The sequence below is a fragment of the Caulobacter henricii genome, assembly GCF_001414055.1.
Lineage (GTDB): Bacteria > Pseudomonadota > Alphaproteobacteria > Caulobacterales > Caulobacteraceae > Caulobacter > Caulobacter henricii.
In genome coordinates this window covers 3193637-3214289 of the sequence record NZ_CP013002.1, presented here as the reverse complement: position 1 = coordinate 3214289, position 20653 = coordinate 3193637, and the positions used below count along the sequence as shown (strand labels likewise).

General features: G+C 66.8%; 16 protein-coding genes and 1 pseudogene. 11 read left to right on the top strand and 6 right to left on the bottom strand.

The window, feature by feature from the left end; genetic code table 11:
- Positions 1-52: 52 nt before the first annotated feature.
- Both ftsH and folP read left to right on the top strand, forming a co-directional pair.
- On the top strand, positions 53-1924 hold the full coding sequence (ftsH, locus tag AQ619_RS15005) for an ATP-dependent zinc metalloprotease FtsH (RefSeq protein ID WP_062149385.1): 1872 nt from the start codon (positions 53-55) through the stop codon (positions 1922-1924).
- An 85-nt stretch (positions 1925-2009) separates the two neighbouring features.
- A complete protein-coding gene (gene folP / locus AQ619_RS15000; RefSeq protein ID WP_062149382.1) occupies positions 2010-2846 on the top strand; it encodes a dihydropteroate synthase in 837 nt (278 codons plus the stop codon).
- A 50-nt stretch (positions 2847-2896) separates the two neighbouring features.
- Here the strand turns inward: folP and AQ619_RS14995 are convergent, their stop codons facing one another.
- Positions 2897-4732, bottom strand: a complete 1836-nt coding sequence (locus AQ619_RS14995) for a hypothetical protein (RefSeq protein ID WP_166504273.1) — start codon at positions 4730-4732, stop codon at positions 2897-2899.
- A gap of 400 nt (positions 4733-5132) precedes the next feature.
- Between AQ619_RS14995 and AQ619_RS19580 the strand changes: the two are divergent.
- The 4 genes and pseudogenes from AQ619_RS19580 to AQ619_RS14980 form a co-directional block, all read left to right on the top strand.
- Positions 5133-5234: pseudogene (locus AQ619_RS19580) on the top strand (hypothetical protein); the annotation flags it as partial.
- A 667-nt stretch (positions 5235-5901) separates the two neighbouring features.
- Positions 5902-6720, top strand: a complete 819-nt coding sequence (thiD, locus tag AQ619_RS14990) for a bifunctional hydroxymethylpyrimidine kinase/phosphomethylpyrimidine kinase (protein WP_062149376.1) — start codon at positions 5902-5904, stop codon at positions 6718-6720.
- Entirely contained in the window at positions 6717-7298 is a 582-nt protein-coding gene (locus AQ619_RS14985) for a nucleotidyltransferase family protein (protein WP_062149373.1), read from the top strand. The genes thiD and AQ619_RS14985 overlap by 4 nt, the downstream gene beginning before the upstream one ends.
- 206 nt (positions 7299-7504) lie before the next feature.
- Positions 7505-8326: a PhzF family phenazine biosynthesis protein gene (locus AQ619_RS14980; protein WP_062149370.1), complete on the top strand. Its 822-nt coding sequence runs from the start codon at positions 7505-7507 to the stop codon at positions 8324-8326.
- Between the two features lie 12 nt (positions 8327-8338).
- Here AQ619_RS14980 and AQ619_RS14975 read toward each other — a convergent pair whose 3' ends face one another.
- The gene (locus AQ619_RS14975; RefSeq protein WP_062149367.1) at positions 8339-8719 is read right to left on the bottom strand and encodes a hypothetical protein; all 381 of its coding nucleotides are present in this window, start codon (positions 8717-8719) and stop codon (positions 8339-8341) included.
- A 134-nt stretch (positions 8720-8853) separates the two neighbouring features.
- Entirely contained in the window at positions 8854-10731 is a 1878-nt protein-coding gene (locus AQ619_RS14970) for a hybrid sensor histidine kinase/response regulator (protein ID WP_062149364.1), read from the bottom strand.
- A gap of 166 nt (positions 10732-10897) precedes the next feature.
- On the opposite strand from AQ619_RS14970, the gene AQ619_RS14965 reads away from it, so the two are divergent.
- The 5 genes from AQ619_RS14965 to AQ619_RS14945 all read left to right on the top strand — a co-directional run bounded on the left by AQ619_RS14965 (position 10898) and on the right by AQ619_RS14945 (position 15216).
- Positions 10898-11239, top strand: a complete 342-nt coding sequence (locus tag AQ619_RS14965; protein WP_062151736.1) for a hypothetical protein — start codon at positions 10898-10900, stop codon at positions 11237-11239.
- 56 nt (positions 11240-11295) lie between these two features.
- Positions 11296-11721, top strand: a complete 426-nt coding sequence (locus tag AQ619_RS14960; RefSeq protein ID WP_062149361.1) for a hypothetical protein — start codon at positions 11296-11298, stop codon at positions 11719-11721.
- Between the two features lie 135 nt (positions 11722-11856).
- A complete protein-coding gene (locus AQ619_RS14955; RefSeq protein WP_062149358.1) occupies positions 11857-13029 on the top strand; it encodes a phosphoserine transaminase in 1173 nt (390 codons plus the stop codon).
- A 155-nt stretch (positions 13030-13184) separates the two neighbouring features.
- The gene (gene serA / locus AQ619_RS14950; RefSeq protein ID WP_062149355.1) at positions 13185-14762 is read left to right on the top strand and encodes a phosphoglycerate dehydrogenase; all 1578 of its coding nucleotides are present in this window, start codon (positions 13185-13187) and stop codon (positions 14760-14762) included.
- 82 nt (positions 14763-14844) lie between these two features.
- On the top strand, positions 14845-15216 hold the full coding sequence (locus tag AQ619_RS14945) for a VanZ family protein (protein ID WP_062149352.1): 372 nt from the start codon (positions 14845-14847) through the stop codon (positions 15214-15216).
- On the opposite strand, the gene AQ619_RS14940 is transcribed toward AQ619_RS14945, so the two are convergent.
- The 3 genes from AQ619_RS14940 to AQ619_RS14930 form a co-directional block, all read right to left on the bottom strand.
- Positions 15213-15950: a hypothetical protein gene (locus tag AQ619_RS14940; RefSeq protein ID WP_062149349.1), complete on the bottom strand. Its 738-nt coding sequence runs from the start codon at positions 15948-15950 to the stop codon at positions 15213-15215. The genes AQ619_RS14945 and AQ619_RS14940 overlap by 4 nt on opposite strands.
- Before the next feature lie 614 nt (positions 15951-16564).
- On the bottom strand, positions 16565-17335 hold the full coding sequence (locus AQ619_RS14935) for a crotonase/enoyl-CoA hydratase family protein (RefSeq protein WP_062149347.1): 771 nt from the start codon (positions 17333-17335) through the stop codon (positions 16565-16567).
- A gap of 14 nt (positions 17336-17349) precedes the next feature.
- Positions 17350-20565, bottom strand: coding sequence for an acetyl-CoA carboxylase family protein (locus AQ619_RS14930; protein WP_062149344.1), 3216 nt, complete (start codon positions 20563-20565; stop codon positions 17350-17352).
- Between the last annotated feature and the right edge of the window lie 88 nt (positions 20566-20653).

The window sequence follows — 20653 nt, the reverse complement described above, 5'->3', positions numbered from 1 at the left end:
TTCGACCCCCTATCTTGGGAGGTCGAAGGCTATCCTTGGGAAGACGACGCGTATGAATTTCAGGAATGCAGCCATCTGGCTGGTGATCGGGGCGGTGCTGGTCGGCATGTTTGTCGTGAACCAGACCTCGCATAGCCAGGCCGGCGGTGAGATCAGCTATTCGCAGCTTCTGCGCAAGGTGGACGCCGGCGAGATCAAGTCGGCCGACATCGCCGGTCAGATCGTCCAGGCCAAGGACAGCTCGGGCAAGGTGCTGACCGTCAATGCGCCGAACAATTCCGACGAGCTGGTCAATCGACTGGTGGCGAGGGGCGCGGACGTCAAGTTCAAGGGCGGCGGCATCAGCCTGTTCGCCATCCTGGTGAACCTGCTGCCGATCATCCTGATCATCGGCGTCTGGGTGTTTTTCATGCGCCAGATGCAGGGCGGGGCCAAGGGTGCCATGGGCTTCGGCAAGTCCAAGGCCCGCCTGCTGACCGAAAACAAGAACCGCGTTGTGTTTGACGATGTGGCGGGTGTTGACGAGGCCAAGGAAGAGCTGACCGAGATCGTCGACTTCCTGAAGGACCCGGCCAAGTTCCAGCGCCTGGGCGGCAAGATTCCCAAGGGCGCCCTGCTGATTGGCCCTCCGGGCACCGGCAAGACCCTGATCGCCCGTGCCGTCGCCGGTGAGGCGGGCGTGCCGTTCTTCACCATCTCGGGTTCCGACTTCGTGGAAATGTTCGTCGGCGTCGGCGCCAGCCGCGTCCGCGACATGTTCGAACAGGCCAAGAAGAACGCGCCGTGCATCATCTTCATCGATGAAATCGACGCGGTCGGTCGCCATCGCGGTGCCGGCCTCGGCGGTGGCAATGACGAGCGCGAACAGACCCTCAACCAGCTGCTGGTCGAGATGGACGGTTTCGAGGCCAATGAAGGCATCATCCTGATCGCGGCGACCAACCGTCCCGACGTCCTGGACCCGGCCCTGCTGCGTCCCGGCCGTTTCGACCGTCAGGTCGTGGTGCCCAACCCCGATGTGGCCGGCCGCGAGAAGATCATCCGCGTCCACATGAAGAACATCCCCCTGGCTGCCGATGTCGATGTCCGCACCCTGGCGCGCGGCACCCCCGGCTTCTCGGGCGCGGATCTGGCCAATCTGGTCAATGAGGCGGCCCTGACGGCGGCGCGCAAGAACCGTCGCATGGTCACCATGCACGACTTCGAATACGCCAAGGACAAGGTCATGATGGGCGCCGAGCGCCGCTCGATGGCCATGAGCGAGGACGAAAAGAAGCTGACGGCCTATCACGAGGGCGGCCACGCCCTGGTGGCCCTGCGCGTTCCCGTCGCCGATCCGGTCCACAAGGCCACCATCGTGCCGCGCGGCCGGGCCCTGGGCATGGTCATGCAGCTCCCCGAGGGCGACCGCTATTCGATGAGCTTCGACATGATGACCTCGCGTCTGGCCATCATGATGGCCGGCCGGGTCGCCGAGGAGCTGATCTTCGGCAAGGAGAAGATCACCTCGGGTGCCTCCAGCGACATCAGCGCCGCCACCGGCCTGGCCCGCAACATGGTCACCCGCTGGGGCTTCTCCGACGAGCTGGGCACCGTGGCCTATGGCGACAACCAGGACGAGGTGTTCCTGGGCCATTCGGTCGCCCGGACCCAGAACGTCTCGCCCGAGACCATGATCAAGATCGACTCCGAGGTCCGTCGCCTGGTCAAGGGCGGCGAGGACGAGGCCCGCCGGATCCTGTCCGAGGAGCTCGACAACCTGCACGCGGTGGCCAAGGCCCTGCTGGAGTTCGAGACCCTGAGCGGCGACGAGATCATCGGCGTCATGAAGGGTGTCCAGCCCACCCGCCAGGACGAGGACGAAAAGAAACCGGCCGCTCCGGTCTCCTCCGTGCCGATCTCGCCGGCCGGCGTGACGGTCTAGGGACTGAAGCCTCTGAACTCGGAAAAGCCGGTCCTTTGCGGGGCCGGCTTTTTCTTTGCCACCTCCAGGGCCTAGAACACTGCTCATGACCTTCAGACCTGCCAGGCCCCGCCTCATGGGCATCGTCAATGTCACGCCCGACAGCTTTTCGGACGGCGGGCGGTTCCTGGATCATACCCAGGCCCTGGCCCATGCCTGCCGGCTGATCGCCGACGGGGCTGACATCCTCGACATCGGCGGCGAGTCGACCCGGCCCGGCGCCGGCCCGGTGACAGAAGCCGAAGAACTGGCCCGGGTGATCCCGCTGATCGAGGCGATCCGCGCCGACAGCGACGTGGCGATCTCGATCGACACCATGAAGCCCGCCGTCGCCCGCGCCGCCGTCGCGGCCGGGGCCACGATCTGGAACGACGTCGCCGCCCTGCGCTTCGCGCCCGAGGCGCCCCAGGTCGTCGCCGAACTGGGCTGCGAGGTGGTGCTGATGCACATGCTGGGCGAGCCCGGCACCATGCAGGACGCGCCCGCCTATGACGATGTCGTCGGCGAGGTCGAAGCCTTCCTGCTGGCCCGTGCCTCGGCCGCGATGGCGGCGGGCGTGGAGCGCGAGAAGATCTGGCTGGATCCGGGTATCGGCTTTGGCAAGTCCCTGGCCCACAACCTGGCCCTGCTGGCCGCCCTGCCGCGCCTGGTCGCCCTGGGGTTTCCGGTCCTGCTAGGGGCGAGCCGCAAGCGCTTCATCGCGGCGATTGACCCCCTGGCCGAGGCCGCCGGGGCGCGTCTGGGCGGCTCTCTCGCGGCGCATCTCGCCGGCGCGGCGGCGGGCGTGGCGGCCGTGCGGGCCCACGACGTGCGCGAGACGGCGCAGGCGCTGGCGGTGTGGGAGGCGATGAGGGCGGCCGGAGGGGAACTGCGGACGTTTTGAAGGTCCGATGGGTGGTTAGAGGACGTTGCGCCCCTAAGCGTTTCAAGACGTCAGCTTGGCGCCCAAGCGAGTTCTTGCAAGGTGTCCTTCGGACGCGAACGCGCGGTTCCGATAAAGGCGCTCCTGTTCTGGGCGTTGTAGGTTCGGTCAGTATCAAGGCGGCACCCTACAACGCCGGATGTGCCGATGCCCTGAGTATCAAGATAGTCGCTCCACCGGGCCACCATTCGACTTTCAATCTCAGGGTTTAGGGCTGTCTTGGGTACGGCTCCGACCTGAGAAACGTAGGATGTTCTCTCGCCAGTAAGCGCTTCAATCCATCGATAGCAGTACAGATGGACTGGCGGATTACTCCCCGTGCCGGGGACCGCAGACGGTTTCGACGCGGCTGGTGCCTTCGGAGGAGGGGCTACCCACGCAGGCTTTGCTGCGGCCAGCTGAGGGCGTGTCGGAGGCTGGGTTCCAGCGCGTTGAGCAAGTTCGGCGGCCTGAGCGGCGCGATACTGCCGGTCGGACTCTGCTGCGGCGTCGATGATGGCCTGAGACCGAGCGTTGGCTTGGTTCGCCTCCTGCATGCCAGAGGCATAGGCTTGGCCAGCAATCAGAGCGCCTTGCAGGACGTTACCCCACATTTCGCTGCGATTCTGCGCCGCGAGAGCCGTGTTCGCGCGTCGCTGTTCGGCGGCGGCAGCAAATTGCCTCCGGAAAAGCTGCGCCTCCGAGGCCGTGAGCGGCTTTAGTCGGTAGACGTCGAAGGGACGATAGTCGCCCTGAACCGTCGCTAGAAGATCGCCCGTCGAGTCATCGACTCCCAAGACATAGATAAGGTCGTAGGCACCGAGGGCGGCCGTCATCAGCGTGATGGAGTCAAAGGTGAGGTGCATCGACGCAGGTTCGTCATAGCGCTTTTCAAGCTCTGACTGATTGTCGTGAACCCACGACAAGCCTCGTGGATTGCCGACAGGATACTCAAATGCACGCACCATGCCGCCGTCCTGGCTAAGCCTCCGGATATAGGACTTGGTGGCGGTTGAGAGATCTTCGAACGCGACCCCCTTCGCCGCGTCGTAAAAGAGCTTACCGGACATCGCCGCGAACTGCGCCTGTCGCCGCATTAGGTAGGCGTCGGTGTCGGGACCCTCAGGCAGCTCCTCCACAGTGAGGGTGTAGCGCCCCCGCCCCTTAACCCCGGTGACGAAAAAATTGAGCGTTGTGGCTTCGGCCATCTTGAGGTGCATCGAGCGGACACTGCGTGAGTCGGCAAAGGCCAGGACGCCGGTCTTGTTCGAAGCGGGGCCGAGGAAGGCGCGCAGCATGACATCGTCCGACGAAGCCAAGGTGACCCTATAGGGCTTCATCTTGGCAGCTTCGAAACTGTGCGTAACGCCCTTCGCACCGGACATCAGGGAAAGTCGCCGCCCAGCCGCTACGTCCCCCGTTGTCAGCATGACGACAGCGCCTTGCGGTGGTCGCCCGGTCCCGGAATTTCGAGGAATGGCGACCGTTGTAGAAGCGGCCGGGCCCTTGGAAGGGGGCTTGGCTGCGTCTACCTTCATGGCCGCGCAGGTTTCTCGGCTGAGTTTCGGCCCGTTCGGGGCGCAGAGTTCGCGATAGGCCTTGGCCGCCTCACTTTCGGGCTTGGCCGCACTGTCGATGTCGCGTTTCATGGCCTGGCAGGTGGTGGCGCTGAGCGTAGAATCGCCCGGCGCGCAAAGCCGTGCATAGATCGCCGCCGGGGACTCCGCCGGAACGGCGGTTGCGCCAGCCGGTGAGCTGGCCGGAGACGCTTTGCCGGGGCCGAGCAATCCGCCCATCAGCCCTTGTGCCTGAGCCACGCCGCAACCTGCCGCAAGCAGGACCAGGGCCAATACAAACTTCCTGAACATCGACACTGCCCCAGTGGGCCCTCGCCCCTGGCAGAATTCAGAAAGTGTGAGTTGGAAGTCAAGGACTGCGGAAGCCCCAAGGCCCGCAATGGGTCGGAAGCGGATATTCCCGCCGCTCCCTAAGGCGGACGCCCCGCGTCCCGCTGATCCCTAAATCTCCTGGAGGCTGCAGACCAGCGATCGTCTCGCCGTGAGACTTAAGGATGGCTCCCGCGTGGGCGACGCCGAGGCGGAGTTTCCCCGTCAGACGCCGCAGGCCCCCTCCTGACCTGCTTTGCAGGTCGTCCTCCCCCCTGCGGGGGAAGATGAAGGGCGGCGATCCGTAGTGGGCAAGTGCGGGGATAGCGATCGCGCCATCCCCGGATCGGCACGGAGATTGAACCCCAGATCCTCCCCCTGAAGGGGGAGGCGGCCGAAGGCCGGTGGGGGTAGACCGCCTTGATCCAGAAAGACTTCCCCCTCCGTCGGCTTCGCCGACACCTCCCCCTTCAGGGGGAGGATCAACACGGGCGTTCAGCAAACTTATCAGACGCGCCCAATCCTCCCGTATTCTGTCCCCACCTCGTCGCGAGGAAAGGGCGCAAGGCCAGCGACCATGGCGGCGGCGGGGGGTGATCGAGCGGGGCTGGGCTTCAGGGGGATACTGAGGCGTGTCCGGGGACCTGGTTGCTGGCCAGACCCGCCCGCCGTCGGCGTGGTTGAAGGCAAAAGGGCGTGTCTGGCTGTAAGCCCGTCCTCTTCGACCGCCGGAGCGCGCTGGAAACGGCGCGGCCCGGGTCCCGGTAAGGCCTCAACAGGGCCACCTGGCGGGAGGCTGACGGATAACGACCACGTGGAGCGGACGGCTTCGTCGAAACGGTAATCTCCATCTCTCATCCGGACGTCGTCCGGACGCTCCGCGACCCTTTCCACCACCCTCGCAGCGAAAGCGCGGGGTAGAGAAGCCGTGTCCACCAGACTTGCCCCCTATGGGTCGCTTCGCGACCGTCTTCCCCCCAACCCCCTCAGCCGGCTTCGCCGGCAGCTCCCCCGAAGGGGAGCATGGGGGAAGATGAAACCCGGGAACCCATCTTCCCCCTCCGGGGGAGGACGACCGCGCAGCGGTCACGAGGGGGCCAGTGCCGCACGCCCTCTTCGCACTCCGCCGATTCCCCCCTAGGACTGCCGTCATGACCCACGCTCATCAAGGCCGCGTCCTCGTCATCGCCGGATCGGATTCCGGCGGCGGCGCGGGCATTCAGGCCGACATCAAGACCATCTCCGCCCTCGGCGGCTATGCGGCCACCGCCATTACCGCCGTGACGGTCCAGAACACCCTGGGCGTGACCGGCGTGCATCCGATCCCGCTGGAGATCATCGCCGCCCAGGCCCGGGCCGTGCTCGACGACATCGGGGCCGACGCCATCAAGACCGGCATGCTGGGCGATGTGGGCGTGGTCGAAACGGTGGCCGTCATTCTGGAATACGCCCAATCTCAAGAGGGGGGGAATGTCCCGGTGGTCATCGACCCGGTCATGGTCGCCAAGGGCGGGGCCAGCCTGCTGGCCGACGCCGCGATCGGGGCGGTCAAGAGCCTGATGATCCCCCGCGCCGCCCTTCTGACCCCCAACGCGCCCGAGGCCGCGGCCCTGACGGGCCTAAGCGTCGAGACCACCGACGACCTGCGCCGGGCCGGCGAGGCCTTGCTCGCCATGGGCGCTCGGGCCGTGCTGATGAAGGGGGGGCACATCGACGGAGACCGGATGGTCGACGTGCTGATGACCCCGGCGGGCGAAACGACCTTCGAGGGCGAACGGATCGACACGCGGCACACCCACGGCACAGGCTGTACCCTGGCCTCGGCCTGCGCCGCCGGCCTGGCCCAGGGTCAGTCTCTGGAACAGGCGGTGGCCCGGGCCTGGACCTATGTGCATCAGGCCATGCTGCACGCCCCCGGCTTCGGCCAGGGCCACGGCCCACTCGACCATGGATGGATGCTGCGGAAATGACGACATCCCTCGAAACGCGCCTGATCGACATCGTCCACGGCGTGCCGACCACGATGCAGGTGCTGCACGTGGTCCGCGATCTGGACCTGCCCGACGCGATGATCTTTTCCGGGGCCATCTATCAGCCGGTCTGGAACCACCTGACCGGCCGCGCGCCCGACTATGGCATCAAGGACTATGACGTCGCCTATCACGACGCCTCCGACATCTCCTACGAGGCCGAGGATGTCGTGATCCAGCGGGTGGCGGCCGCCTTCGAACCGCCGCTGCGCGATCTGGTCGAGGTCCGCAACCAGGCGCGGGTGCATGTGTGGTTCGAGAAGAAGTTCGGGGCCGACGAGCCCTATCCGCCACTCGAAAGCAGTGCCGCCGCCTTGAAGCGCTTCGTCGCCACCGCCTTCTGCGTCGGCGTGCGGATGGAGGCCGACGACAGCCTGAGCGTCTTTGCGCCGTTCGGGCTGGACGATCTGTTTGCGCTGCATCTGAGACCCAATCCCCTGCGCCTGAAGGGCGCGGGCGGCTGGGAACGGACGACGGGCTCGGCCCTGGCGCGCTGGCCGGAAATCACGGTGGAATAGGATGTCATCCCGGACAAGCGCGTCGCGCGCAGATCCGGGACCGACGCCTGAGCGCCGCGCTTCCGGCGGTCCCGGATCTTCACCCGGCCTTCGCCGGGCTCGTCCGGGATGACAGATCCTAGATTGTCACCATGACAATGTTATCTTTGATCTGTGGATCAATCCGAATTAGCCCTGTCGGCGCCTTCCTCTGAAAGATCCGCCCCATGCGCCAGTGGACCATCGACGCCTTCGCCCCGGCCCCCTTCAGGGGCAATCCCGCCTGTGTGGTCGAGCCCTTTGACGCCTGGCCCTCTCCGAACTGGATGCAGGCCCTGGCCGCCGAGAACAATCAGGCCGAAACCGCCTTCCTGCTGAAGACGGCCGATCCGTCGCGCTACGGCCTCCGCTGGTTCACCCCGGCCGTGGAGGCCCCGATCTGCGGCCATGCGACCCTGGCGGCTGCCCATGCCCTGTTCTTCGAGATGGGGGTCGATGCGCCCCTGCTGACCTTTGACACCCAGGCCGGGGCCCTGACCGTACGACGCGATGGCGAGCGGCTGGAACTGAATTTCCCAGCTGATCCGCCCCGGCAGATTTCAGTTCCCGAAGGGCTCGAGCAGGCCCTCGGCGCAGCCCCGGTCGAGGTCTGGGCCGGCATGTACCTGGTCGCCGTCATGGCCGACGAAGCGACGGTCCGAAGGCTGAAGCCGGATCAGTCAGCGGTCGCGAAACTGGGCGGTGAGGCCTCAGGCGGTCCCGGCCAGATTGTAACCGTGGCCCTCGCCGATCCGGACCGGCCCTATCAGGTGGTCAGCCGGTTCTTCGCGCCGGGCTGCGGCATTGCCGAAGATCCCACCACGGGCTCGGCCCACTGCATCCTGATGCCCCTCTATGGCGACAAGCTTGGCCGCGAGGTGCTGAGTTTCCATCAGGCCTATCCCGGCCGCGGCGGCGATCTCGACTGCGAAAGCCGCGGCGCGCGCGTCTTGCTGCGCGGCCGCGGCTTTACAGTGATGGACAGCCGGCTGCGGGTGGAGCCGGACTGATGCTCAGGATGACTACCAGCGCGGCCGATAGTCGTCGCGATAGTCACGATCATGGCCATGGCCATGGCCATAGCCTGAACCATAGTCGCGGTCGTAGCGTTCGAACCGGATCTGGGCGCTGATACGGTCGAAGCGGCGATCGAGGTCGGCGCGCTCCCATCCGGTCAGGCCGCCGCGACGATAGCGGTGCTCGAGATGGGCGGTCTCGCGCAGTTGCGCGTGCAGGCGGTAGGCTTCGCCACGGCTCAGCGAGCCGCTGCGCAGGCCCCGGTCGATGCGGCGCTCCAGTCGGTCCAGGCGATGGTCAAAGGACTGGGCGGAGGCGACGGCAGGGATAGCGGTGGCGGCCGCGAGGGCCGAGACCGCCGTGATCGAAAGCAGGATCTTTTTCATCGGTCGGTTCCTCTTGAAACTCTCCGTCGCCCCGGGGGTGGGTGACGTTGATCTCAAGAAACCATGCCGAGCCTGACACGGTTCTGAGCCGCTCGTTGTCTGGCGTTCATGTTTGCAGGCTGCGAAAGCCGGCTTCAGGCCGCGTCGGCAAGGCGCGCAGCGGTCATGGCGGCCTCGATGGCCGCATAGAGCTTGGTGACCTCGATCGGCTTGGACACATGCCCATCCATGCCGGCCGCCAGATAGCCCTCGACCTGATGGGCCAGGGCATTGGCTGTGACCGCCACGATCGGCGTGCGGGCCCTGCCTTCGGCCCGCTCCAGGTCGCGAATGGCCGTAGCGGCCTCGACGCCGTCCATGATCGGCATGTGGATGTCCATCAGGATGATGTCGTGTTCACCCCGCTTCCAGGCCTCGACACAGGCTGCGCCGTCCGCAACCAGTTCGACCTCGGCACCCAGGGGGGCCAGGACGGCGGCAATGACCTTGCGATTGGTCGGATTGTCGTCGGCCGCCAGGACCCGCGGACGGGTCTGGGTCGTCGGCATGGCCGGTTGAACCGGTTCGGGGGCCAGGCCCCGGGCCTCGCCGCGCGGAATGGCGAGAACCACAGTGAAGGTCGAGCCCTGACCTTCACGGCTCTGCACTGCGATGCTGCCGCCCATCAGGCCGGTGAGTTCGCGGCAGATCGCCAGACCCAGGCCCGAACCCCCGAACTTGCGGGTCATGGAACTGTCGGCCTGAACGAACTTGTCGAACAGGCGCGGCTGGATCTCCGACGGAATGCCGATGCCCGTATCGGCCACGTCGATGCGCAGGCCCGAACCGTCCTCGGCCGAGGCGAAGCGCACGGCGACCGCACCGCTGGGCGTGAACTTCAGGGCATTGGAGATGAGATTGCCCAGGATCTGACGCAGCCGGTCGACATCGCCCCGCCAGATCCCCTGGGCCTCGGCGGCGACCGCAACCTCGAAGGCAAGACCCTTGTCCCGCGCCTCGCCGGCGAAGCTGTCGCGCAGGGCCACCGCCAGGGCAGCCAGGTCGAAGTCCTCGGCAGCCAGATCGAGACGGCCGGCCTCGATCTTCGACAGGTCGAGCACGTCGTTGAGCACGGTGAGCAGCAGGCCGCCCGAATCCCGGATCACCGCCAGCCGCTCGCGCTGGGCCGGCTTGAGCTCATCCATCGCCATGACCTCGGCCATGGTCAGCACGCCGTTCAGGGGGGTGCGGATCTCGTGGCTCATATTGGCCAGGAAGTGGGACTTCAGCACATTGGCGGCATTGGCCTGGTCGCGCGCCTTGACCAGTTCGGCCATGGCGCCCCGCAGGTCCTGGTCGTTGATCTCGAGCCGTCCGACCAGATGGTTGAAGCTTTCGGTCAGGCTGTGAAAGACGTCGTCTTCGCTGGTCTGCTGGACGGGCCGGAAGCGACCGTCTGCCGCCACGGCCTGCATGGCCTCGGTCAGACGCTGCATCGGGCGGGTCATGCGACGCGCCAGGCTGTTGGCCAGCAGAATCGCCAGACCGGCCGATCCAAAGAACAGGGTGCCGGTCAGGGCCAGGTCGCGGGCCAGGATCTGCTCCAGCCGCGGCTCGCGCGCCATCAGGGCCAGGGTCCCGATCGTCCGGCCATCCAGAACGATGGTCTTCTCGACCGTCTGGGTCGCCTTTCCGGCCTCGCGTGCAACCCCCTCCTGAGCCACGACCCGGCCCTGGAGATCGGAGATCTGTACGCCTGCGACATGTGGAGCCCGGGCGACGGCGGCCAGGGCATTGCGGACACCGGTCACGTCTCCGGCCGCCAAGGGAGCGGCGGCCCCCGCCGCGACCATCTGGGTCAGGATCTGGTGATTGGCCCGGGCCTCCTGGCGCGCCACGCTCCATTGCTGGACCATGAAGCAGGCGCAGGCGGCGATCAGCGCGACCACTGTGGTGATCAGGGCCACGCCCGCAATGCGCGCCTGCAGGGGGGCGTGGGTCGGCGTGTCAGGGCGGCGCAGCGTGTCGGGCATGAGACGTCCGAGTGAAGGGCAAGACCCATTTTGAGGCCATCTTCCTAACGCTTCACTTCCAACCCCGGAGCCCTCTGCGACAATTCAACGCCAAGACGAGTTTCCCGTTGCGCACGCGTTAAGACTTCGTTTACCTTGATTGACAGGTTCTTAACGGGAGATGGGCGTGGAAAAGGTTTTTGTTGCACAACGCATCGCGACCAAGCTGTTCGCGACGGAGAACGCGGTGGATGCGGCGATGGTCGAAGCCGCCGAGCTGATGGCCGACATGCTGAAGGCTCGCAAGGACATCGGCCTTTCGGCCGTGGTCGGCGACCGCGCCAGCGCCAAGCTGGTCGAAGCCCTCTCCGCCCTCGGCGAAGCCCGTTCGGCCATGGTCGAGATGCACAACGAACTCAATGACGTAAAGCTGCGCATTGGCGTTCGCACGAAGATGGTTGGCTGGGAAGACAAGCCGCCTGCGACTGCTGGCAGTAATGCTGCGAAGGACTTTCGCGACGCTGTCTAGGAAGATTGCAATAGTTTAATGCCTAGGGCCTCTAATTCACGTTAGAGGCCCTATCCATGTACTCTTCGTGGTTTCCGTTGGTTGGTTGGGCAGTGACCCTTGGGGTCATTGCCTTGGCATGGTGGAAAGGTGGCTCGCCCGAGCGGCTAGCCGCTCTAGCGCTCCTCGGCGCAGCACTCGTCGCTCTGATCGTCAACCTAAGTGCACCAGTCAGCATCCGGCCCATTCTGCTTTTGGCTGATGAAGGCGCTCTGGGATTGATTTTCCTGCTGCTTGCCCTTCGCCACGCCAGTGCCTGGCTGGGCGTAGCGATGATCTTTCAAGGCGTTCAGTTCAGCCTGCACGCGTACTATTTTGTCGGCGATATCCCGCACGATCGCACCTATGCCATCGTCAACAATCTGGACACGCTTGGCGTTCTTATCTGCATCCTGGTCGGCACACTGCTCGCCTGGCGAAAGCGGTCCAGTCTCGCAAAATAATTGCCGGCGGGTCGCCAGAATCCCGCCGCCGCGACAAATCTCTCCTTGCCTTTGGGTTTGAAACAGCGTTTCTCGCCGGCGGGCCACGCCCCCCCAACGGGGCGCTGTCCATCTGTAAGGATGGGAGACATCGCTATGACGACCCTCGCCAAGCCGGCGCAACGCCCGGCTCGTCCCGAGTTCTCTTCCGGCCCCTGCGCCAAAAGGCCCGGCTGGACCCCCGAAAATCTCAGAAATGCCGTGCTCGGTCGCTCGCACCGTAGCAAGCTGGGCAAGGGCCGCCTGAAGGCCGCCATCGACCAGACGCGCGAAGTGCTGGAAGTCCCGGCCGACTTCCTGATCGGCATCGTCGCCGGTTCCGACACCGGCGCCGTCGAAATGGCCATGTGGTCGATGCTGGGCGCCCGCCCGGTGCAGCTGATGGCCTTCGAGTCCTTCGGCAAGGACTGGGTCACCGACGTGACCAAGCAACTGAAGCTGCCCAATGTCGAAGTGCTCGACGCCCCGTACGGCCAGCTGCCCGACACCTCCAGGGTCGATCCGGCCAAGGATCTGGTCTTCACCTGGAACGGCACCACCTCGGGCGTCCGCGTCCCGAACGCCGACTTCATCTCGGCCGACCGTGAAGGCATCACCATCTGCGACGCCACCAGCGCCGCCTTCGCCCAGGACCTCGACTGGACCAAGCTCGATGTCGTGACCTTCTCCTGGCAGAAGGCCCTCGGCGGCGAGGGCGCGCACGGCGTGCTGATCCTGTCGCCGCGCGCCGTGGCGCGCCTGGAGAGCTACACACCCCCCTGGCCGATGCCGAAACTGTTCCGCATGACCAAGGGCGGCAAGGTCAGCCTCGACATTTTCGAGGGCGCGACCATCAACACCCCCTCGATGCTCTGCGTGGAAGACGCCCTGGACGCCCTGAAGTGGGCCTCGTCCATCGGCGGTCTGGAAGGCATGCAATCGCGCGCCGATCAGAACCTGGCCGTGATCGCCGACTGGGTGGCCAAGACCCCGTGGGTCGATTTCCTGGCCGCGACGCCGGATATCCGCTCCAACACCTCGGTGTGCCTCAAGGTCGTCGATCCCGCGATCGCCGCCCTGTCGGACGATGCCCAGGCCGACTTCGCCAAGAAGCTGGCCAGCCTGCTCGAGAAAGAGGGCGCCGCCCTCGACATCGGCGGCTATCGCGACGCCCCGGCCGGCCTGCGCATCTGGTGCGGAGCCACCGTCGAGGCTTCCGACCTGGAAGCCCTGACCCCCTGGCTGGACTGGGCTTTCGCCACCGTCTCGGCCGAACTGGCCGCCGCTTAAGCTTTCAAGACTTGCCCCCACCGGGCTGCTTCGCAGCCGTCCGCCCCCACAGGGGCAGATGAAAAGGCTCCCCTCCCCCGCTGGGGGGAGGGGAGCCGCCGAACGGCGGTGGAGGGGGCTTTCCCACACACAATTCTCCGCAAGGAACACCCGCCATGGCTCCCCGCGTCCTCATTGCTGACAAGCTTTCCCCCGCCGCCGTCGACATCTTCAAGAACCGCGGTGTCGATTTCGACATCAAGGTCGGCCTGTCGAAAGACGAACTGATCGCCGTGATCGGCGACTATGACGGCATCGCCATCCGCTCGGGCGCCAAGCTCGACAAGGATGTGATCGCCGCCGCCCACAAGCTGCAGGTCATCGCCCGGGCCGGCATCGGTGTCGACAATGTCGACATCCCGGCGGCCACCGCCAAGGGCATCGTGGTGATGAACACCCCGTTCGGCAACTCGATCACCACGGCCGAGCATGCCATCGCCATGATGTTCGCCCTGGCCCGTCAGCTGCCCCAGGCCGATGCCTCGACCCAGGCCGGCAAGTGGGAGAAGAACCGCTTCATGGGCGTGGAGCTGTACGCCAAGACCCTGGGCCTGATCGGGGCCGGCAATATCGGCGGCATCGTCGCCGACCGGGCCCTGGGCCTGAAGATGAAGGTCGTGGCCTATGACCCGTTCCTGAGCCCCGAGCGCGCCATCGAGATGGGCGTCGAGAAGGTCGAGCTTGAAGACCTGCTGGCCCGCGCCGACGTCATCACCCTGCATACGCCCCTGACCGACAAGACCCGCAACATCCTGTCGGCCGAGAACCTGGCCAAGACCCGGAAGGGCGTCCTGATCGTCAACTGCGCCCGTGGCGGCCTGGTCGACGAGGTTGCCCTGCGCGCCCTGCTCGACAGCGGCCATGTCGGCGGTGCCGGCTTTGACGTCTTCGTCACCGAGCCGGCCAAGGAAAACCCGCTGTTCGGGTCCGACCGCGTCGTCGCCACTCCCCACCTGGGTGCCAGCACCAGCGAAGCCCAGGAGAACGTCGCCCTGCAGGTCGCCGAACAGGTCAGCGACTATCTGCTGACCGGTGCCGTCACCAATGCCCTGAACAGCCCCTCGATCACGGCGGAAGAAGCCCCCAAGCTGAAGCCGTTCGTGGCCCTGGCCGAGAAGATCGGTGCCCTGGCCGGTCAGATGGTCGACTTCGGGATCAAGACCATCGACATCGCCTATGAGGGCGAGGTGGCCAACCTGAACGTCAAGCCGATGACCTCGGCGGCCCTGTCGGGAATCCTCAAGCCCATGCTGGCCGAGATCAACATGGTTTCGGCCCCGGCCGTGGCCAAGGAGCGCGGCATCACCGTCTCCGAAAGCCGCCAGGAGGTCAGTCCGACCTATGACAGCCTGATGCGCATCACCATCACCACCGAGAAGGGCCAGCGCGCCTTTGCCGGCACGGTGATCGCCGGAGCGCCGCGCGTCGTCGAGGTCAAGGGCATGGAGCTGGACGCGGCCTTCTCGCCGGCCATGCTCTACATCAACAACCTCGACAAGCCGGGCTTCATCGGGGCCCTGGGCATGCTGCTGGGCGAGGCGGGCGTCAACATCGCCACCTTCAACCTGGGTCGCGTCTCGGCCGACGAGGACGCCATCGCCCTGGTCGGCGTCGACCAGGCCCCGACCGCCGACCTGCTGGCCAGGATCCAGGCCCTGCCGCACGTCAAGGAAGCCCGCGCCCTGACCTTCTAGGTCCAGCCGGCCTTTGCGAATTCGTCATTCCGGAGCGGCATAGTGGCCGTCTCCGGAATGACGACGAGGTTCAAGACCAGGCATGCCGCTGTTCCAGCACCGCAGGATCAATCGCCTGGCCTTCACCGCCTTTGTGGCGGCGTCGCTGTTCACCCTGTGGCGCGCCATCTTGCCGGACGATGGCGGGATCGGCTTCATCCCCTGGGACAAGGCCAAGCATTTCATCGCCTTCTACGTCCTGACCGCCCTGGCCGTCGCTGCCCTGCCTAATAGCCGGTTCTGGCGCATCGGGGCCGTTCTGCTGGCCTTCGGCGTGGCGATCGAGGCGGTCCAGGCCCTGGTCGGCCGGGATGCAGCTCTTGGCGATGTCGTCGCCGACGCCTGCGGCATTGCCGCCCTGTTCGGACCGATTCTGCTCCGCGCCTGGACCCGCCCGGCGCCGAACCCGGTCTAGTCGAAGGCCAGATGCTCCGGCAGGAAATAGAACAGCCATTCCAGTTTCAGGATGTTCTGCAATTCGCGAAAGCTGGGCGGCTCATAGCGCGAAACCACGTGCAGGGGCTTGCCGGTGATCTTCAGCACCTCGACCAGCAGCACCAGTGACGTGTCCACCGAGGCGATCCGCGCCGCCCGTTCGATCACGGTCGACCAGTCGATCAGGGTATAGCCCTCGACCACCTGCAACCGGACTTCCTTCTCGGGGGCCCGGTTCGGAAAGGGGATATAGCGCTTGCTGCAGTGCTCGTTGATCAGGGCATAGGGCACCCCGTCATCCAGGCCCAGCTGCCGGAACAGCCGCTCTTCCTTCTCCAGGTCGCGGCGCAGGGTGACATGGTCGGCCCAGTCATCCATCTCGACGCCCGAGACCTGATACTTCAGGTCCATGGTCTGCTCGGGGGCATAGCGCCAACTGAAGAACAGCGACAGGAACGTATAGGCATTGGCCTCGATCGGGCTGAGCGCGATCTTGTCGGCCAGGAACAGGATCTCGTCGCGAAACTCGAAGTCGTGCTCGAGGGTCGGGGTCTCGACATTGTCCGGCATGACCAGGGCGTCATAGACCCAGCGATGGGTCTCGCGCACCGGCAGGATCACCCGGCGACCATTGGCGGCATAGGTCTTGACGATCTTCTGAATGAACAGCAGGTCGCCGGCCATGCCGGGCTGAAAGATGATCACGGGCTTCATGTCGGGCTCGCAGAATCGGGCTGAACACCAGTCTCTCACAACTTGGTCGCCGGAGATCCTGTGACCGAGGCGCGCGGCGTCGCGACGCCGCCTGGTTCCATTCCCGCCGCTGCTTTGGACCGGTACCAAGCGTTCCCTCCGTCCCCAAGCGGGAGCACTCCCTAAACCTCACGGCGAGACGATCGCTGGTCTGTCCAGGTTGCTCAGGGACGACGCTGCGCGTCGCCGCGAGGCGGTCCTTGATTGACCTTTCCGGACTAGCGCGCAGCAGCCTCCCGGCGATTTAAGGATAAGAGGGACACGGGGCGTCCGCTTTCTGGGAGTGACGCCAAATCTGCTCCCGACCCATGGCGAACCTTCATGGTCCCTCCCTCTCTTTCAGAGAGGGAGGGATCGGTCAGAGCGACCGACTTCCACCCATGGCGGGCTCTCGATCGTTCCGCTTTGGGGGCTTCCGCCTCACCCCAATAATCTTGCCATCCCGGCCGGACGCCCGCGAGGGCGGGAGCGCCGGGACCCAAGGGCAACCGCAGTGAGGCGAACCGCACGACGGTGCCAGTGCACTTTAATCCTCGATCCCCAATCCCCGTCTTCGCCCTCAAAGGCCCGGGCCTTCAGTCCGGCGCGGCTTGACCGCCGCGACCCGCCCCGCCGGTGAAGCGCGCTGCGCCAGAACGGGCCTCGCGACGCAGCGGTTCGACCCCGCCGCGCCCCTCGGCTTTCAGGGCCTCGGCCAGATCGCTATCCCATTGCCCAAAGGCCGAGGCGCGATCGGCCCGCAGGCAGATCTGGGGGAAGGCGGCGATGCTCCGCGCCAGGGCTTGCGCCTCGACCAGGGCCGAACCCTCGGCGACGACCCGGTCGGCCAGACCCCATGACAAGGCTTCTGCGGCACCGACCGCACGGCCGGTCAGGATCATGTCCAGCGCCCGGCCCTGGCCGACGATGCGCGGCAGGCGCACCGTGCCACCGTCGATCAGCGGCACCCCCCAGCGTCGGCAGAAGACTCCGAAGGTGGAGTTTTCGGCCGCCACGCGCATGTCGCACCACAGGGCCAGTTCCAGCCCGCCGGCCACGGCATGGCCCTCGATAGCGGCGATCACCGGCTTGGCCAGCAGGCGGCGCGTCGGCCCCATCGGGCCCTCGCCGGCCGGATCGTAGCGCTCGCCCGCGCCGCTCGCGGCGACAGTCAGGTCAAAGCCCGAACAGAAGGTCCCATTGGCACCCGTCAGTATGGCCACGGCCGCCGTTTCATCGGCCTCAAAGGCGTCAAAAGCTGCGTTCAGCTGCAGGGCCGTGGCGGGATCGACGGCGTTGCGGCGCTCCGGACGGTTGATCGTCACAGTCCAGACTGGACCTTCGGTGGTCAGTTCGACTTCGCTCATGGTCCGTGGCCTTTCTAGAAACTGTCTACCCGCACCGCCCACGGCCGCGTCACCCCCGCCGAAGCGTCAAGCCCGCCCAGGATCCAGCGCCGGGTATCGGCCGGGTCGATGACCGCGTCGATTTCCAGGGCTGCGGCCATGCTGGTCGCCTTGCCGGCCGCATAGAGCCGCGCGACCAGCTGGTCATAGAGGGCCTTCTGCTCGGCAGGGTCGCTCAACGCCTCCAGCTCCTTGCGGTAGCCGAGCTTGACGGCGCCCTCGAGGCCCATGCCGCCAAACTCGCCCGTGGGCCAGGCGGCGATGAAGGCGGGGCTGTGGAAGCTGCCCCCGGCCATGGCCTGGGCCCCGAGGCCATAGCCCTTGCGGGTGACCACGGTGAACAGGGGCGAGCGCAGCTTGGCTCCGGCGATGAACTGGCGGCTGACCCGGCGTACGGCAGCGGCGTCCTCGCTGTCGGGACCGACCATGAAGCCGGGCGTGTCGCAGAGGCTTAAGACCGGCAGGGCGAAGGCGTCGCACAGCTGCAGGAACCGCGCGGCCTTCTCGGCCCCGTCGCAGTCAATCGCCCCGCCCAGATGGCGCGGATCATTGGCGATCAGGCCCATGGGCCGGCCCTCGATGCGGATCAGGCCGGTGACCATGCCGGCCGCAAAGCCGCCGCGCAGTTCGAGGAACGAGGCCTCGTCGACAAGGCCGGCGATCAGGGCGCGCACGTCATAGACCCGCAGGCGGTTCTCCGGGATGGCGTTGCGGAGCCGGCGCTGGTCGGGTGCGGTCCAGGTGCTCAGCGTGCCCTGGAAATAGGACAGGGCCTGTTTGGCCAGGCGGGTGGCCTGGGCCTCGTCATCGGCCAGGATATCGATGACGCCATTCTTCCACTGATGGGCCGAGGGGCCGATCTGTTCGGGCTTGAACACGCCCAGACCCCCGCCTTCGATCATGGCCGGACCGCCCATGCCCAGATTGGAGTCGCGGGTGGCGATGATGATCTCCGACAGCCCCGCGATGGCGGCATTGCCGGCAAAGCAGCGGCCGGCGACGATGGCGATCTTGGGCACCAGGCCCGACAACTGGGCGAAACTCCTGAAGGTCGGCACATCGAGCCCGGCCACGGCCGTGGTGTCGGTGTCGCCGGGACGTCCGCCGCCGCCTTCGGCGAACCAGACGACCGGCAGTTTCTGGTCGGCGATCACCGACATCAGCCGGTCGGTCTTGCGGTGGTTCATCGCGCCTTGCGTGCCCGCCAGCACGGTGAAGTCATAGGCCAGGGCGGCGGTCCGCGCCCGGTCCGGGGCAAAGAGCCCGCCATTGACCGTGCCGATGCCGGTGATCAGCCCGTCGGCGGGGGTATTGGCGATCAGGTCCTCGGTCGTGCGCCGGCGCTTCTGGGCGGCAATGGCCAGGGCTCCGTATTCGAGGAAGCTGCCGGGATCGACGAGGTCGTCAATGTTCTCCCGCGCCGTGCGGTGGCCGGTCTTGCGACGGCGGGCGACGGCTTCGGGACGGGCCTCGTCGAGGGTGAAGCGGTGGCGGGCTATGACCTCAGCCAGGTCCGGACGGATCGCATCGAGATCCTCGATGGCGGCGTCCTGCGCCTCTGCGGCCGCCATCTCGACCGGCTCCAGGAAGACCAGTGGCTGGCCCTCGGCCACGGTCTGGCCAGGGGCAGCGGCGATCTTCAGAACCCGGCCGCCGGACGTGGCGATGACCAGATGCTCCATCTTCATGGCCTCCAGCACGGCGAGGGCCTGACCTGGGCGGACGAGGTCGCCCTCGGCCACGTTGATCGCGCCGACTGTGGCCGCCAGGGGCGCAGCGACGCTGGTCGCGCCGTCCAGGGTCTCGAAATGGGCTTCGGCGCTCTCTGACGGGAGGGGAAGTCCGGCGACCAGCTCGGCGGCGTGGTCGTCGATGAACCGGGTGGTTGCCGCTCCGTCCTTCCAGTCCGGGGTTTGCAGGATCGCCCGGATCAGGGGCGCGGTGGTGGCGAGGCCGGTGATCGTGAACTCGCTGAGGGCCCGGTCCAGACGGGCAGCGGTTTCGGCCAGGGTCCGGCCCCGGGCGATGACCTTGGCCAGCAGGCTGTCATAGGCCGCCCCGACCACCAGGCCGACTGCGCCGGCACCGTCCACCCGCACCCCCGGACCGCCCGGAGGGGCATAGGCTGTGAGGGTTCCGGACGAGGGCTTGACCTGTCCGTCGGCACCCAGGGTCTCGGCATTGATCCGCGCCTGGATCGCGATGCCCACGGCGAGGGGCGGCGTGGTCAGGTCGAGTTCGACCAGGGTCCGCCCCGCCGCCAGGTCGAACTGCAGGCGAACGAGGTCCAGGCCCGTGACCTCCTCGGTGACGGTGTGCTCGACCTGCAGGCGGGGATTGGTCTCGATGAAGGCGAAGTCGCCGGTGGCGGTGTCGAGCAGAAACTCGACGGTCGCCAGGCCGCGATAGCCGGCGCACAGGGTCTCGGCCGCCCTGGCCATGGCCGTCCGGGTGGCGGCGGGCAGGTTCGGGGCCGGGGCGATCTCGACCAGCTTCTGGTTGCGGCGTTGCAGGGAGCAGTCGCGGTCGCCCACCGCCAGCACGCGGGTTCCGTCACCGACGATCTGCACCTCGATATGGCGGGCGCGCTCGATCAGCTTCTCGGCATAGAGGCCGTCATCGCCGAACGCGGCCATGGCCTCGCGGGCGCAGGCGGCGAAGGCGGCGTCCAGCTCGCCGGGATCCAGCACCAGCCGCATGCCGCGTCCGCCGCCGCCGGCCCGCGCCTTCAGCATGATCGCCCCGTGCTGGGTCAGGAAGGCCTCGGCGGCGGGCAGGTCCAGGGTGCCGGTTCCGGGGATCAGGGGCACGCCCAGCTTCTGGGCCAGGGCGCGGGCGGCGGCCTTGTCGCCGAAGGTCTCGAGCTGGTCGGGGGCCGGGCCGATGAAGGTGATCCCCGCCGCCGCGCAGGCGCGGGCCAGTCCGGCGTTTTCGGACAGGAAGCCATAGCCGGGATGCAGGGCGTCGCAGCCCGCGCCCCTGGCCGCAGCGACGATGGCCTCGATGTTGAGATAGGCCCGGGCCCCGGTGCCGGGCAGGGCGACAGCCTGGTCGGCGGCGGCGACGTGCGGGCTTGCGGCGTCATCGCCGGCATGAACCGCGACACTTTCGATCCCCAGCTCGGCGGCGGCGCGGGCGATGCGGAGGGCGATCTCGCCGCGATTGGCGATCAGCACGCGCTGGAAGGACATGGAGACGTTTCCTGGAGGGCTTCATACGGCCGTTTGACGCAGCATGGCCGGGCCCGCTTGACTCTCCAAGCCCATAAGATCAGAACAT